This window comes from Streptomyces sp. NPDC005483 (assembly GCF_040606035.1).
Lineage (GTDB): Bacteria > Actinomycetota > Actinomycetes > Streptomycetales > Streptomycetaceae > Streptomyces.
The window spans coordinates 552,886-565,226 of sequence record NZ_JBEXEA010000001.1; the positions used below are offsets into that span (position 1 = coordinate 552,886).

Consider the following 12,341-nt stretch of genomic DNA (forward strand, 5'->3'; position numbering starts at 1 on the left):
TGTTCCATGGGAGGCCAGGAGTTGCGGAGAGCCCGGGAGTTCGGCTGCTGCGCCGCCCGGGAACAGGAGACCGCAACTCATGGAGGGCTCCCGGCCCGTGCCCGGGAGCCCTCTGAGGTAGGGGTGCGGAGCAGGTCTCCTCTAGTTGAGGAGGGTCCAGATCTGGTTCTGCTTGGTGGTGAGGGCGCTCGCGGGGTCGCAGGTCCACTGGTGGATCTGGGCGCGTGCTGTGGATACGTCGATGCACTTGCCGCTGTGGACGGCGACCAGCTGGTAGTCATGGCTGCCGGTGGCGACGGGGCTGAGGGTGAACTCCTGGTTGGTGCCGCCGGTGCAGGTCCACTGCTGGACGGCGGCGCCGTCGGCGGTGGAGACGGCGGATACGTCGAGGCACTTGCCGCTGAGCTCGTTGACGACCGTGTAGGTGTTCGTCAGGCCGGCGACCGGCTTGACGTCGAACATCTGCTGGTAGCCGCCCTCGCAGTAGTACTGCTGGTACTGCGTGCCGTTGGCCGTGGACAGGTTGGTGCCGTCAAGGCACTGGCGGCTGTTCGGGCTGATGGCGATCGTGGAGATGGTGGTGTGGGACGGGGGAAGCAGGGTGACGGCGAAATAGGTCGCACCCGGCGGTCAGGCGTGGGACAGGGCGAAGGAGACCAGGAAGCCGCTCACCGTGATCAGTCCGATGGCCAGGTGGGCGTCCTCGAACGCCTCGGGGATCATCGTGTCGGCGATCATGGCGAGGATCGCGCCGGCCGCCACGGCGGTCACCACGGCGATCAGGGCGGGGGAGAAGGAGCCGACCACGGTGTAGCCCAGGACGGCCGACACGGTGCTCGCGGCGGCGATCGCGGCCCAGACGCCGAAGACGTACCCCTTGGTGCGGCCGGCCTTCTTCATCCCCGCCGAACTGGACAGCCCCTCGGGCACGTTGCTGATGAACACCGCTGCCACGGTCACCAGGCTGACCGCACCGCCGTCGAGCAGGCTGACGCCGATCACCGCGGACTCCGGCACCCCGTCGAGCAGTGCGCCGAGCGCCAGCGCCATCCCGGAACCGCCCTGCTGGGCCTCCGAGGGCTGCACCGCGGACTCCTGGTGACCGGAGCGCTTGCGGTGCCGGGCGCCACGGCGGGCCAGCCACACGTTGCCCGCGGTGTAGGCCACGGCACCGATGAGGGTGCCGATGACCGCGGGCGTGAGCCCTGCCTGGTCGTACGCCTCCCCGACCAGCTCGAAGGAGACCGCTGACAACAGCACCCCGGCGCCGAAGGCCATCTCGGTCGCGATCATCTTCTGCGGGACCCGTACGCCGTACCCCAGCGCGGCGCCGAGCAGCAGCGCCGCGCCCGCCACCAGCCCCCACAGTCCAGCCTGTACCCATTCAGCCATGCCGAGGCGTGTACCCGGTATGGATGTGGATCAACAGGTGCCGCCGCCCTTGGGGGACTTGAGCGATGGGCCGGCCTCTGAACAGGCAACATGGCCGTGTGAGGTGAGCGTGCGGAGATGCGGGGAAGAAGTTGCGGCAGCCGATGGGAGGTTGCTGTGGAGGGTGGAGATCTGGAACTGGGCGAGCTGCTGGCCGCTGCGGAAGCGGCCCCGCCCAGTGAGTCCGTCGACGTGGTGGCACGCGACCTGCAGAAACGGCTCGGTGCGGAGCAGGTGTCGTTCCTCTTCGTCGACCTCATCGGTCAGCGGCTGGTACGCCTCGCCGCGGTCGGCGCCGACATCGCGGACGACCGGGAGCCGGTCGACCTGCAGGGCAGTGTCTACGACAGCGTGCTGCGCAGCCAGCGCCAGCATGTGGAACCGGACGGCCAGGGCGGTCTGCGCGTCATCACGCCGGTCAGCAACCGCGGCGACTGCATCGGCGTTCTGGAGGTGAGCCTGCAGTCCGCCGACGACACCGTGCTGCAGCAGGTCCACGACGCGTCACACGCGCTGGCCTACATCATCGTCACGGACGGCCGCTTCACCGACCTGTACCACCTGGGCCGGCGCACCACCGAGACCAGCCTGGCCGCGGAGATCCAGCACCAGCTGCTGCCCTCGGCTCCCTGCTGCGAGGCGGCCCAGTTCACCCTCGCAGCCGGCCTGGTGCCGGCTGACGACATCGGCGGCGACACCTACGACTACACCCTCGACCGCGACACCCTGCACCTGTCCATCACCGATGCGATGGGGCACGACACGAACTCCGCTCTGCTGGCCACCCTGCTGGTCGGCGCGCTGCGTCGGGCGCGCCGCAGCGGCTGTGACGCCCTCAAGCAGGCCGACCACGCCCACCAGGCCCTGCTGAACCACAGCCGCGGGCTGGCCACCGGGCAGTTGCTGTGCGTCGACCTGGAATCGGGTCTGTGCGAGCTGGTCAACGCCGGCCATCCCTGGCCGCTGCGGCTGCGTGACGGCGTCGTCGAGGAGGTCAGGCTCGCCGTCAATCTGCCGTTCGGTGTGGCGGCCCCCGCCTCCTACCAGCTCCAGCAACTGCAACTGAGACCCGGAGACCGCCTCATCCTCTTGACCGACGGCATGCTGGAACGCGGTGCCGCGGCCGCCGACCTGGCCTCGGTCATCCACGACACCGGCGACCTGCACCCGCGAGAGGCCGTCCGGGCCTTGACCGCCGCGGTGCTCGACGCCTGCCACGGCAGCCTCAGGGACGACGCCACCGTCGTGATCCTGGACTGGTACGGCGATCGCAACCCCCCGGTCGCAACGGGACCGGAACCGCAGCGCTGATCGGCGGCGGTCCGGTCATCGATCATCGAGCCGGCCACCGCAGAGGACCCAGGTGAAAACCGATCGGTTTTCTTTTCGTTCGAATCGGGTTAACCTCGTGGTATGACCATCGAGGTGAAGGCGAGTCCCCGGGAGCGGCTGCTGGAGGCGACGGCTTCGCTCACCTACCGTGGCGGCGCCCATATCGGCGTCGAGGCACTGTGCAAAGCGGCGGGGGTGTCGAAGAAGTCCATGTACCAGCTGTTCGACAGCAAGGACGAACTGCTGGCGGCGAGCCTGGAGCGGAGCTCTTCCGCCTACGTGGCGGCACTCCTGCCCGCGGCGGATGACGGACGCCCGCCTCGGGAGCGGATTCTGCACGCCTTCGAGCAGGTGGAGGTGCAGGCGGGTGCGGCCGAGTTCCACGGCTGCCAGTACCTCGCCGTACAGATCGAGCTCAAGGACCGGAGCCATCCAGGGAGCCGGGTGGCCCATCGGGTCAAGGAGGATCTGACCGCCTTCTTCCGCGCCGAGGCCGCCAAGGGCGGCGCGGGCGATCCCGACCTGCTGGCCCGGCAGCTGAGCCTCGTCTTCGACGGGGCCAACGCCCGCGCGGGAATCCGGGCCGACAACCTCGCAGGGCTCGTCTGTCCCACGGTGGCCACCTTGCTCGATACAGCGGGCTTGCGCTGACGATCGCCTTATCTGCCGGCGGCCGCGTCGGCTGCCACCCCCGACGCCTGAACTGTCGAGTCGGTCGTGGACGCCGTCGCAGGTCGGTCGGGGCGAGTGTGAACAGCGAGATGAGGGCGACTCGGCTCAGGAGAGGTTGGGCATACAGCCTCTCGGTGGTTCTTCGCCGGCCACGGCCGGCGAAGAACCTTCGCGCCCGTAGGCAGATCAGGGCCGCAGGGCCTGCTCCAGCGTGGGATGGCAGGCGATGACGGCGTCCAGGCCGACGAGTTGGACGACCCGTAGCACCGGCTCGCGGGCGGCGGCCAGGCGGAACCAGCCCCGGGCCGCGCTGACCCGGTGGTGGACGTGGACGAAGACGTTGATGCCGGTGGAGTCCAGGAAGGTCACGCCGCTGAGGTCCGCCACGACACGAGGTGCCTGACCGTCCTCGGCGCCCTCCTCGGGCAGCAGTGCTCCGGCCAGCGCCTCCTTGACGTCGTGGTCGATGTCTCCGCGCAGGGTCACCACGCGGATGCCGTCGACCACGGAGTGCGCGATGTACAGCCGCTCTGGTCGGCCTGTTGGCGATATGTCGGTCACCGTTCCTCACCTCAGACCAGGCTGCCCGGGGCAGCGTCCGGGGACGATTGTGCCGCACCACCCCGGCCGGTGGCACCGGCCGGCCACGTCGGCCGCTGACACCGGGCCGGCCATGCCGGACATCGCGCCCGGCGTGCATGCCGAGGCGACCGGGTGGGCACTCGCGCGGAGAACGGGAGGAAACGGGTGACGCTGGTGAGTTCGCAATCCGAGGACGGGGACTGCACCGAGCGCGGTGCCCACCCGACGCACGTCGACTTCGCTCTGGCCGGAGACGACGGATGCATTGCCCAGGCCCGGGACCAGGCCACCGGCTTCCTCACCCGGCTCCGCGACAAGCACGGCCTGGACGTCTCCCCGTACACCGTGGGAATGACCCAGCTCATCGTCAGCGAGCTGGTCACCAACGCCCTCAAGTACGCCCCCGGACCTGTCCTCATGGAGCTGCGCGTCACCGGCCCCAGGGTGGAGATCGTCGTCCGGGACAGCAACCCCATCATGCCGTCGGCGCACCCCACCGACCCGGACCGAGTCGGTCGGCACGGCCTGGAGATCGTCAGGGCCGTGGCCCAGGACCTCGACATCCAGCGGCAGCCGGTCGGCAAGCGCGTCACCGCCCGCATCGCCCTGTCCGGCGTCCCCGCAGCCGGCACCGCCGATCGCGATGCGCGGTAGCACCGCGCCCCGCACCGGAGGTCCCTCGCCTCTCCCGGTGTACCTGACCTCGGCCGTCCTCGCCCGGACCGCCGACGAGGGGGCCCGCGTCGCACTCGTCATGCTGGCCACCCAGCGGGCCGACAGCCCGACGCTGGGCGGTGCCCTGGTGGCCGCGCTGATGATCCCCCATGTGGCGGCCGCACCGGTGGCCGGTTTTCTGGCCGACTCCGTGCGGCGACGCCGTCTCTTCCACGGCAGCGCCGTGGCGCTCTACGGTGCCGCGCTCGTCGCCCTGGCCTTTCTGGTGGGTACTGCCGACGACGTCGTGGCGCTGACTCTGGCCGCCGCCGCCGGTTGTGCCGCCCCCTTGCTGACCGGGGGCCTCACCGGTCTCCTGCCGGAACTGCTCAGCAAGGAGCGGCTGACCAGGGCTTTCAGTGCGGATGCGGTGTCGTACAACCTGGCGGGCATCTGCGGGCCCGCCGTCGCGGCGGCCCTGGGCACGCTGGTGGGCGCGGGGGCCGCCCTCTCGGTTCTGGGGGCCGGAGCGATGACGGGCGGGCTTCTGCTGTTCTCGCTGCCCCTGCGTCCACGGGCCCGACGGCCCACCGGAGCGGGGCGGCCACGGCCTGCCGACCTCATGCGGGGAGTGGTCGAACTGGTCCGCAACCCCCCGCTGCGGTCGGTCACCTGGGGGAGCAGCGTGGGCCAGATGGGGGTCGGGGCGCTGCCGGTGGTGAGCGTACTGCTGGCCGCCGAGTACCACGCCTCATGGGCGACGGGCGGGCTGATGACCGCGTTCGCCGCCGGTGCCCTGGCGGGCTCCCTGAGTTACGCCTACCGCCCCGTCGGCCGGCACCGCCCGGAACTCGTGGTGCTCTGGGGTCTGCCGGCCACCGGGGTGCCGCTGGCGGTGGTGCCCTGGGCCGGTCATGCCGTCGCGGCGGCCGCGCTGTTCGCCGTGGCCGGCTTCTGCACCGGACCGTTGTTCAGCGCGCTGCTGGCCGGCCGGGAGCGGTACGCCCCAGCGGCCGTCCGCACGCAGATCTTCACCCTCGGTGCCGGGCTCAAGAGCACCTTCGCCGCCGCCGGGGCGGGCGCGGCGGGTGCCCTCAGCGGGCTGGGAGCCGTATCCCTGATGCTGGGGGTCGCCGCTTGCCAGGTGATCGCGGGCGCTCTGGCCGTCGTCCTGCTGACGGGCCGCCGCGCCGGGTCCAACGGCTCCGGGGCAGGGCCGCCAGGCTCCAGGGCAGGTCGGGCCGACTCCCGAACAGGTCCGACCGAGTCCCGAACAGGTCCGGCCGAGAGCTCCCCCCACCCTTCGCCTTGAGTGCGGGACACACCGTCACGCGCGCCTTGGCGTTGACGACGAACGCGGTCAGGGCGTGTCGCCGCGGCAGGGCCGCACATCACCCGACCGGTCTGATGCGCAGGACGGCGGCCGCATCGACGACGTCGACGACCTCCAGGCTCATGGCGTTGTTGATGGTCGCGGCGGGTCCCTCTGAGCAGCTGAACCCGACGCCGCCACCGCCCTCCGAGGACACGCCGCCGCCACCGGAACAGCCCGACACGCTGTAGCCCGACCCGGTCAGCCGGGCGACCATGTCGACCTTGTCACCCGCGATCGCCGTCACCTTGATCGGCCCGAGGCCGTACGCTTCCGGCACGCTCACGGTGTCCCCCACGGCGACCTTGATCTCGCACGTCCCGTCGGCACACGGCCCGGTCGGCGCAGGCGACGGCGTGGACGTCGGTGTGGGTGTCCCCGCGGGGTCGGACGCCGGGCTGGAGCCGGACCCGCTCGGCCGGCCCTTGCCCTCGGCGGGGGATCCTTCCGAATCGCCGGAGGAACACGCCGTGAGAACGGCGAACGCGCAAGCGACGACAGCGGTGACCACGGCGGTGGACGACGTCCTTCTACGCATCATGAGGGCCATTGAACCCACACCACGCGCCTCGTCGGCAGGGTTTCGGCCGGGGCCCTCCTCACGGGCCGGGGTGAGGACGGAACCGCGCCCCCACGCGCGTCCGGGCCGCCCCGGCAGGGGAGAATGAGGCCCGTACCCAACGGTCGACCCTTGCGGAGGAGCGGGAAATGCAGAACGCGCGAGCGGGGCAGGTCGCCGGGCCCGATGACCTGATCGATGTGGCCCGTCTGGTCACGGCGTACTACACGCTCCACCCCGACCCGGCAGAACCGGGACAGCGGGTGGCCTTCGGCACCTCGGGGCACCGCGGTTCGTCCCTCGCGGCGGCCTTCAACGAGGACCACATCGCCGCCACCAGCCAGGCCATCTGCGAGTACCGGGCCGCCCAGGGCACCGACGGCCCCCTCTTCCTCGGCGCCGACACCCACGCCCTGTCCGAGCCCGCGCGGATCACGGCCCTGGAGGTCTTCGCGGCCAACGACGTGACCGTCCTCATCGACCAGGCCGACGGCTACACACCCACCCCCGCCGTCTCGCACGCCATCCTCACCCACAACCGGCACCGGACCTCGGCGCTCGCCGACGGAGTCGTCGTCACCCCCTCGCACAACCCGCCCGCCGACGGCGGCTTCAAGTACAACCCGCCGAACGGCGGCCCCGCCGGTTCCGAGGCGACCTCCTGGATCCAGGACCGCGCCAACGAGATCATCACCGGCGGCCTGAAGGACGTACGGCGCATCCCCTACGCCCGCGCTCTCGCCGCCCCCGGCACCGGCCGCCACGACTTCCTCGGCGCCTATGTGGCGGACCTGCCGAACGTGCTGGACCTGGAGGCGATCCGGTCCGCCGGCGTGCGCATCGGCGCCGACCCGCTCGGCGGGGCCTCGGTCGCCTACTGGGGCCGTATCGCCGAACAGCACCGGCTCGACCTGACGGTGGTCAATCCGCTCACCGATCCCACCTGGCGTTTCATGACGCTGGACTGGGACGGCAAGATCCGCATGGACTGCTCGTCGCCGTACGCCATGGCCTCGCTCATCGAGCAGCGCGACCGGTTCGACATCGCCACCGGCAACGACGCCGACTCCGACCGGCACGGCATCGTCACGCCGGACGCGGGCCTGATGAACCCCAACCACTACCTGGCCGTGGCCATCTCCTACCTGTTCTCGCACCGGGAGCAGTGGCCCGCGGGGGCCGGGATCGGCAAGACCCTGGTGTCGTCGAGCATGATCGACCGGGTCGCGGCGGACCTCGGCCGGACGCTGGTCGAGGTCCCCGTCGGCTTCAAGTGGTTCGTGGACGGTCTGTCCGACGGCACGATCGGCTTCGGCGGCGAGGAGTCGGCCGGCGCGTCCTTCCTGCGCCGCGACGGCTCGGTGTGGACCACCGACAAGGACGGCATCATCCTGGCCCTGCTCGCCTCCGAGATCACGGCGGTCACCGGCAAGAGCCCCTCGCAGCACTACGCGGCGCTCACCGACCGCTTCGGCGCCCCCGCCTACGCGCGCGTCGACGCCCCGGCCTCCCGCGAGGAGAAGGCCCTGCTCGCCAAGCTGTCCCCGCGCCAGGTCACCGCCGACACCCTCGCCGGCGAGCCGGTCACCACGGTCCTCACCGAGGCACCCGGCAACGGCGCCGCCCTCGGCGGCATCAAGGTGGCCACCGCCAACGCCTGGTTCGCGGCCCGCCCCTCGGGCACCGAGGACGTCTACAAGATCTACGGGGAGTCGTTCCTCGGCCCGGACCATCTGAGCCGGGTCCAGGAGGAGGCCAGGTCCGTGGTGCTGGCGGCGCTGGGCGCCTGACCTGAGGACCGCTCCCCGGCCCGCGGTCGTGAACCGTCACGACCGCGGGCCGATGCGTTGAGGGGCCGATCCTGCGAAAGGCTTTCGGACATGCGCAGGCGGCCGCGCCGCACAGCCTCCCCTGTGACGGATCCCTCACCGCACGCCTCCGCGGAAATGGTCGCCGTACCCCTCACCACGGACGATCGTGGGCGGCATGAACGATCGCGACGAGGCGACGAACGACGAGGCCGGTGAAATCCGCCGTTTCTGGGGCCGACTGGGTCTGCCGGGCCTGATCGACGTCCACACCCACTTCATGCCCGAGCGGGTCCTGCACAAGGTCTGGGAGTACTTCGACACCAACGGGCCGCTGATCGGCGAGCTGGGCTGGCCGATCACGTACCGGAAGGCGGAGGCGGAGAGAACGGCCCTGCTGCGGGGGTTCGGGGTCAGGGCCTTCACCGCGATGCTCTACCCCCACAAGCCCGGCATGGCCAGGTGGCTGAACGAATGGGCGGCCGACTTCGCGGGCCGCACCCCCGACTGTCTGCACACCGCCACCCTCTACCCCGAGCCGGACGTCGAGACATACGTCCGCGAGGCCGTCGAAGCGGGGGCGCGGGTGTTCAAGGCGCACGTCCAGGTGGGCGGCTACGACCCGGCCGACGACCTCCTCCAGCGGACCTGGGGGCTGCTGGCCGAGGCGGGCGTCCCCGTGGTGATCCACTGCGGCTCCGGACCCGCGCCCGGCAAGCACACCGGCCCCGAGCCCATCGCGCGGGTACTGGCCCGGCACCCGAGACTGCGGCTGATCGTCGCGCACATGGGCATGCCCGAGTACGAGGAGTTCCTCGGCCTCGCCGAGCAATACGACCAGGTGCGGCTCGACACGACCATGGCGTTCACCGACTTCACCGAGGGCTTCATGCCGTTCCCGCGACGGGCCCTTCCCCGGCTCGCCGCACTCGGCGACCGTGTCCTGCTCGGCTCCGACTTCCCCAGCATCCCCTACCCCTACCTGCACCAGCTCCAGGCCCTGGAACGCCTGGACCTCGGGCCGGAGTGGCTGCGGGCCGTGTGCCACGACAACGCGAGAGCCTTGTTCGGCGTATGACCGTCACGCCACACCGAGGAGACGCAGCATGACGATCCGCCGGATGGACAACGTCCTCATCGTCGTCGACGACCTCGACGCCGTCGTCGCGTTCTTCGTCGAACTCGGCATGGAGCTGGAGGGCCGGTCACCCATCGAGGGACGGTGGGTGGAACGGATCATCGCGCTCGACGACGTCCGGCAGGACGTCGCCATGCTGCGCGTCCCGGACGGCCACGGCCGCATCGAGCTGGCGAAGTTCCATACGCCGAAGGCGATCAGTGGGACACCGCGGGACGCGCCGGCCAACACGCTGGGCATCCGGCGCATCATGTTCGCCGTGGACGACATCGACGACGTCGTCACCCGCCTGCGCGCGCACGGCGCCGAACTCGTCGGCGAGATCGTGCGGTACGAGGACGTCTACCGGCTCGGCTACGTCCGCGGCCCCGAGGGCATCATCGTCGGGCTGGCCGAGGAGCTGGGCTGACCTTCCGACCTGCCACGGGGCGTGGAGTTGGGGGAAGGGCCGCCTCGACCTCCCCAGGTGCGACGGCCCTTCCCCCGGGTAAGCAACGACCCTGCTACCCCGAAGATCCGGACTCATGCCCGGCCTGCCACACCTCGTCTCGGGCGACCGCGTGAAGATGCTGCCGCGAGGGGTTGACGGGCACGCTTGGGCCGGTCACCTTGAGACAGCGCCAGGGGTGTGGGAGCGCTCCCGTGCCGTGCGGGCCGTGTGGGCCGTACTGGGCATTGCGGGGCAGGGCACCGCACCCCGCCCGTCTGTCTCCCACCACCCGAGGATGGCCAGATGCAGCCCTCTTTGCCCCGTGGCTTATCCCGCAGAACCCTGGTGACCGCGACCGCCGCCGGCCTGGTCGCCGCCGTCGGCGCCCCCTCGCGGGCGGCCGGCGCCGCCTCGACCCGGTTCCACACGGTGGGCCGGGTCAAGGCGGCCCCCGACGGGTTCGTGCGGTACAGCTGGCCCGGCATCTACTTCGAGGCCCGGTTCCGCGGCACCGGCGTCGGCATCGTCCTCGACGACTCCGTCAACGACTACGACGTCCAGGTGGACGGCAGAACCGCGACCACCCTGGTGACCCCGGGCCGGACCACCGTCTGGGTCGACGGCCTCTCCGACTCCGAGCACCGCGTGCGGCTCGTCAAGCGCACGGAAAGCCCTTGGAGCGAGGGCCGGTTCGGCGGGTTCGTCGCCGCTGCGGGCGGTGCGATCCTCGCCAGGCCCGCGGCCCGGCGCAGGCAGATCGAGTTCATCGGAGACTCCTACACCGCGGGCTACGGCAACCTCTCCGGCACTCGTGACTGTTCGAGCAACGGGGGCGTCGACCGGAACACCGACTCCGACCTCTCCTTCGGCGCCCTCACCGCCCGACACCTCGGCGCCGACTACCAGATCAACGCCATCTCCGGCCGTGGCATGGTCCGCAACTACAACGGCAGCAGCCCGGGCACCGACTTCCGCACCTACTACGACCGCGCCCTGCTGAGCGTCGAAGGCGACGTCTGGCAGCGGCCGGCCGGCTGGCGGCCGCAGGCCGCCGTCATCGGGCTGGGTCTCAACGACTTCTCGACACCCCTGAACCCCGGGGAGCGTTGGGGTACACAGGCCGAACTGGTCGCCGCCTACGAGTCCGCCTACCACGGCTTCCTCGACACATTGCGCGCCCGCTACGGCCCCAGGACGTTCCTCGTCGTCAGCGCCACCAGCCTGGGCTCCAGTCCCTTCGCCGAGACCGTCGAGCGCATCGCCCGGACCCGCAACGCGCGGGGCGACGAGCGGGTCGCCTACTGGTACTACGACGACCCCGCCCTGGACCACCTCGGCTGCGACTGGCACCCGTCGGCACCGGACCACCGGATCATCTCCGGCCTTCTCGACGACTACCTGGCCACGCTCCCGCTGTGCTGGTAGCGCACCGGGCAGCGAAGTTCAGTTGATGCAGAGCAGGTTGAGCACGCACAGCCCCGACGGGTCGCTCGCGGAGGACGACGTGGTCGTCTGCGAGGACTGCGAGTTGTTGGTGCTCGTGCTCGTGCTCGTGCCCGTGCTTGTCGTGCTGTCCGTGGCCGTGGTCGAGGAAGGGTTCTGCTGCGTCGTCGTGCCGGTCGTGCCCGATGTTGTGGTGGTCGTGGCGCTCGTACCGCCGGTGCCGGTGTCGGCGCCGGCCGCGACCGACGTCGAGAGCGTCCCCTGGGACTGCGACCGCGAGGCGGTCGTCGCCGTGGGCGCGGGGGAGCCGGCGGAGTCCGTGTGGCCCGACGACCGGGACGTGGTGGACGCCGAGTCGACGGTCCGCCGGTGCGCGCCGGCCTTCGTGGAGGGCGTGGTCGTGGACGCCTGCTGCGCCTTGGCAGGCGTCGACCCAGGCAGGTCGTCGTCCGAGGTGGGCAGCTCCGCCACGCCCATGGCCCGGTTGTCCGGCGAGGTGGCCGCCTGGGCCCGGGTGTTGGACTGCTGGCTCATCGCGGTGACGGTCAGGCCGCCGCCGACCAGGGCGACAGCGGTCGCGACCACGGCCTTGCGCTGGTTCTTCTTCCAGCGGACCCGCTGGCGCCGCCGTGCCGCCCGGCCCTCCGCCACCACCGGAGCGTCCGCCACATCCTCGGAGGGGACGCCGGGGTCGGTCCCGGTCGCCGGCTCCTCGGGGAGGCCCGCGTCGTGCCACTTGGGTGCTTCGTCCCATGCCGCTGCCGCCGTGCCCGTCGTCGCGTAGACGTGGGCGGGGGGAGCGATGTCCGGGGCGTAGGCGCCGCATCCGGGACACGCCAGGGCGCCGTTGAGATGCCGACGGCACGAGGAGCAGTAGTCCATCTGGTCTTCCTGAGTCGACTGCACCATCGGCCCGATGG

Annotated in this window: 13 protein-coding genes; 8 read left to right on the forward strand and 5 right to left on the reverse strand. The window is 71.3% G+C overall.

Annotation, left to right across the window (positions count from 1 at the left end; translation table 11 throughout):
- Window positions 1–141 precede the first annotated feature (141 nt).
- Complete coding sequence (locus ABZT06_RS02500; protein ID WP_355733635.1) at window positions 142–462, reverse strand: RICIN domain-containing protein; 321 nt, start codon at window positions 460–462, stop codon at window positions 142–144.
- Window positions 463–630: 168 nt separating this feature from the next.
- The gene (locus ABZT06_RS02505) at window positions 631–1,392 is read right to left on the reverse strand and encodes a ZIP family zinc transporter (protein ID WP_355733638.1); all 762 of its coding nucleotides are present in this window, start codon (window positions 1,390–1,392) and stop codon (window positions 631–633) included.
- Window positions 1,393–1,548: 156 nt separating this feature from the next.
- On the opposite strand from ABZT06_RS02505, the gene ABZT06_RS02510 reads away from it, so the two are divergent.
- Window positions 1,549–2,742 (forward strand): PP2C family protein-serine/threonine phosphatase, encoded by a 1,194-nt coding sequence (locus ABZT06_RS02510; RefSeq protein ID WP_355733641.1) that lies wholly within the window; start codon window positions 1,549–1,551, stop codon window positions 2,740–2,742.
- 102 nt (window positions 2,743–2,844) lie between these two features.
- Complete coding sequence (locus tag ABZT06_RS02515; RefSeq protein ID WP_355733644.1) at window positions 2,845–3,414, forward strand: TetR/AcrR family transcriptional regulator; 570 nt, start codon at window positions 2,845–2,847, stop codon at window positions 3,412–3,414.
- 207 nt (window positions 3,415–3,621) lie between these two features.
- On the opposite strand, the gene ABZT06_RS02520 is transcribed toward ABZT06_RS02515, so the two are convergent.
- Window positions 3,622–3,996 carry an STAS domain-containing protein gene (locus tag ABZT06_RS02520; RefSeq protein ID WP_355733647.1) on the reverse strand — a complete coding sequence of 125 codons (375 nt, stop codon included), beginning with the start codon at window positions 3,994–3,996 and terminating at the stop codon, window positions 3,622–3,624.
- Between the two features lie 195 nt (window positions 3,997–4,191).
- Here ABZT06_RS02520 and ABZT06_RS02525 point away from each other — a divergent pair, with 195 nt between their 5' ends.
- Window positions 4,192–4,671, forward strand: a complete 480-nt coding sequence (locus tag ABZT06_RS02525; RefSeq protein ID WP_355733649.1) for an ATP-binding protein — start codon at window positions 4,192–4,194, stop codon at window positions 4,669–4,671.
- Window positions 4,672–4,708: 37 nt separating this feature from the next.
- On the forward strand, window positions 4,709–5,983 hold the full coding sequence (locus tag ABZT06_RS02530; RefSeq protein ID WP_355733652.1) for an MFS transporter: 1,275 nt from the start codon (window positions 4,709–4,711) through the stop codon (window positions 5,981–5,983).
- A 79-nt stretch (window positions 5,984–6,062) separates the two neighbouring features.
- On the opposite strand, the gene ABZT06_RS02535 is transcribed toward ABZT06_RS02530, so the two are convergent.
- The gene (locus tag ABZT06_RS02535; RefSeq protein WP_355733655.1) at window positions 6,063–6,329 is read right to left on the reverse strand and encodes a hypothetical protein; all 267 of its coding nucleotides are present in this window, start codon (window positions 6,327–6,329) and stop codon (window positions 6,063–6,065) included.
- A 422-nt stretch (window positions 6,330–6,751) separates the two neighbouring features.
- On the opposite strand from ABZT06_RS02535, the gene pgm reads away from it, so the two are divergent.
- The 4 genes from pgm (at window position 6,752) to ABZT06_RS02555 (ending at window position 11,403) form a co-directional block, all read left to right on the forward strand.
- Window positions 6,752–8,392 (forward strand): phosphoglucomutase (alpha-D-glucose-1,6-bisphosphate-dependent), encoded by a 1,641-nt coding sequence (gene pgm / locus ABZT06_RS02540; RefSeq protein ID WP_355733658.1) that lies wholly within the window; start codon window positions 6,752–6,754, stop codon window positions 8,390–8,392.
- Between the two features lie 196 nt (window positions 8,393–8,588).
- The gene (locus tag ABZT06_RS02545; protein ID WP_355733661.1) at window positions 8,589–9,488 is read left to right on the forward strand and encodes an amidohydrolase family protein; all 900 of its coding nucleotides are present in this window, start codon (window positions 8,589–8,591) and stop codon (window positions 9,486–9,488) included.
- A 28-nt stretch (window positions 9,489–9,516) separates the two neighbouring features.
- Window positions 9,517–9,957: a VOC family protein gene (locus ABZT06_RS02550; protein WP_355733664.1), complete on the forward strand. Its 441-nt coding sequence runs from the start codon at window positions 9,517–9,519 to the stop codon at window positions 9,955–9,957.
- A gap of 324 nt (window positions 9,958–10,281) precedes the next feature.
- Entirely contained in the window at window positions 10,282–11,403 is a 1,122-nt protein-coding gene (locus tag ABZT06_RS02555; protein WP_355733666.1) for an SGNH/GDSL hydrolase family protein, read from the forward strand.
- 18 nt (window positions 11,404–11,421) lie between these two features.
- Here the strand turns inward: ABZT06_RS02555 and ABZT06_RS02560 are convergent, their stop codons facing one another.
- Window positions 11,422–12,330, reverse strand: coding sequence for a hypothetical protein (locus ABZT06_RS02560; protein ID WP_355733669.1), 909 nt, complete (start codon window positions 12,328–12,330; stop codon window positions 11,422–11,424).
- Between the last annotated feature and the right edge of the window lie 11 nt (window positions 12,331–12,341).